The following is a 2,517-nucleotide window of genomic DNA, read 5'->3' on the forward strand; positions in this document are numbered from 1 at the left end:
TGCTGACGGGCCAGGCGCCCGGCGCACTGGATAGCGCATTGTCGGCCTTACGCGATATGCCGGCGCTGCCCGCATCGGTTCAGGTCGGCGATCCGGGATCGATGCTGCAACAGCGGCCCGACGTACGCGCTGCCGAACGCAGGCTGGCATCGAACAATGCGCAGATCGGCGAGCAGACCGCCAACTTTTTCCCGAAGGTAACCTTGCTCGGAGACATAGGTTTCAGCGCCGCCGATCCAGGACATCTGGTGCGCAAGAGCAACTTTAGCTGGCTCGGCGTGCCGTATCTGCAATGGAATATTCTCGACTTCGGACGCACGCTGTCGAGCGTTCACAGCGCGCAGGCATCGCGCGATGAAGCCGATGCCAAGTACACCAAAGCCGTGCTCGGCGCCCTGCAGGACGCGAATACATCGTTGTCACGTTACGGGCATCAGCGTGAGCATCTCGTCACGTTGCAGAAGGTGCAGGCATCGGCGGACCGGTCGGCCACGCTGACGCGGCAGCGGTATCGTGCAGGGGCATCGAGCCTTATCGATCTGCTCGATACACAGCGCACCCAGTTCAGCGCCCAGCAGAACGTTGTCGCGGGGCAGGCTGAATTGCTGAAGGATTTTGTATCGCTGCAGAAGAGCCTTGGGCTTGGCTGGCAGCTCAACGGCTGATCAACGGGGCTGCGATTTTTCCGTTGGTCGCGCATCTGCCGCCGACGCGCCGCCGGGCAACTGACGGCGCATGAAGATATCGATACGATCGTCGTCCTGTGACACAGGCGCGGTGAACGCCCGTATCAACACGATGCCAACGAACACGAGGACAACGACCACTGACGGGATCTCATACCAGATCGGATTCATGACATCACCTCTTCGGAAGAGTGTGAATACGGCCTCAGGTTTTATCACGCAACGTGATGACGTCCGCTGCTTTCGCAATCGATGCGCGAGCGAACGGCAGCTTCTTCACCACGCCCGTGGCCAGCGCCGTGCCGATCAGGATGATCACGCATGCGCCCACCATTCCCGCCGAGACCTGCTCGCCAAGAAACATCGCACCCCAGAGGATGCCGAAGACCGGAATCACGAAGGTCACGGTGATCGCGCGCGCCGGACCGACGACCGCGATCAGGTGGAAAAACAGCATATAAGCGACGCCCGTGCACGCAACGCCGAGCGCAATCACCGATCCCCACGCAACCGTTGAAACCGGCGCAACGGGCCACCAGAAGATCGCGAACGGAAGCAACACGATAGTCGCGCCCGTCATGGTCCCGGCCGCGACCGTCAGCGAATCGACGCCAGTAAGGCGCCGTTTCGTGTAGCTCGCCGCAATCCCGTAAAGCAGCGTCGCCCCCAACGCAGCCAACGCGGCAAGCGCGGTCGTTGCCGGCGACATACCCGCTTCTTGCGGCGCCGCGATCTGATTCCAGACGAGCACGAGGACGCCGGCAAAACCTATCGCGAGGCCGGCGACGCGCAGCGTGCTCAGGCGGTCCTTCAACCACAGGAATGCAACAATGGCGCCCCACAGCGGCGTGGTCGCATTGATAACCGACGTCACTCCCGCCGACAGCGTGAGTTCCGCAAACGCAAACAGGCAAAACGGCGCGGCGGAGTTGAGGATGCCCACCACGAGCAACGACCCGGCGTGCTTGCGCATGGTGTTCACCGCCTCGCGGGCTGGCCGGCGCGTGAAGAGCAGCACCAGCAGGAACAGCGCGCCGATACCCACACGCAACGCCATCAGTGGCGCAACGCCGAAGTCGGTCACACCCACGCGAATGAACAGGAACGATCCACCCCAAAGGGCGGCGAGAACAAGCAATTGAACGATGTTGGTCGGGTTCATCAGATTTTGGCGAGGGGCGTCGCGTAGTTGGGCCGGAAGGCGAAGCCATCATATCGATGCTCGAACTCATGACGTTTCATCCTGAAGCGAAATGTCACTGCTCGCCGGACCTGCGATTCATGCTGCCATCGTAGACGCGGGATTGAAGGGCTTCAAACGAGCAATTCTCACCGGTATGTGAGAAAAATTGCTATCGGTTCTTGCGGTGTCATTCACGCTGTCTTCATTATTTTGCGTGATCGCTGCGCTGGGCATCACCGGTTATCGGCACGGACGTGCCAAATCTGAAGGCGCACATTTCCCGATGTCGCCAATACGCACATTCCGCAAGAATCGCGCTACGGGGCGCATTGCGTGTGCAGTCAGCGCTTTCCGTTTATTCAATAAAACTAAACGATACCTGAGGAACCACGCGCGCGGCGCGTTCATCGCCATGTTCAATAACTTCACGATTCGCCGCGGTCTCACGATCACTATCGCCGGGTACACGCTCGCAATTGTCGCGGTGCTGCTCGCGGCTGCCGCGTGCCTGCGCCAGAGCAACCAGGCGCTGACGATCAAGAACACCCATATTGCTGAAGAACTGGCTTTACCGCCGGTCAAGATTCACTGTTCGATTCTCGCCGAAGACGCAATCAAGGCCGCCGTTGCAGACTACAAGCAACGTCA

General features: G+C 60.3%; 4 protein-coding genes. 2 read left to right on the forward strand and 2 right to left on the reverse strand.

Annotated elements, in window-relative coordinates:
* The coding region (locus tag ACRXB1_RS34445) for a TolC family protein (RefSeq protein ID WP_449494586.1) at positions 1-665 on the forward strand (665 nt) is incomplete at its 5' end.
* On the opposite strand, the gene ACRXB1_RS34450 is transcribed toward ACRXB1_RS34445, so the two are convergent.
* The gene (locus tag ACRXB1_RS34450) at positions 666-857 is read right to left on the reverse strand and encodes a hypothetical protein (RefSeq protein WP_075360121.1); all 192 of its coding nucleotides are present in this window, start codon (positions 855-857) and stop codon (positions 666-668) included.
* A 34-nt stretch (positions 858-891) separates the two neighbouring features.
* Positions 892-1,848, reverse strand: a complete 957-nt coding sequence (locus tag ACRXB1_RS34455; RefSeq protein WP_075360120.1) for a DMT family transporter — start codon at positions 1,846-1,848, stop codon at positions 892-894.
* A 187-nt stretch (positions 1,849-2,035) separates the two neighbouring features.
* Between ACRXB1_RS34455 and ACRXB1_RS34460 the strand changes: the two genes are divergently transcribed.
* On the forward strand, positions 2,036-2,517 hold a 482-nt coding region (locus ACRXB1_RS34460; RefSeq protein ID WP_449494587.1), incomplete at its 3' end, for an iron-sulfur cluster assembly scaffold protein.

This window comes from Caballeronia sp. M23-90, assembly GCF_053574605.1.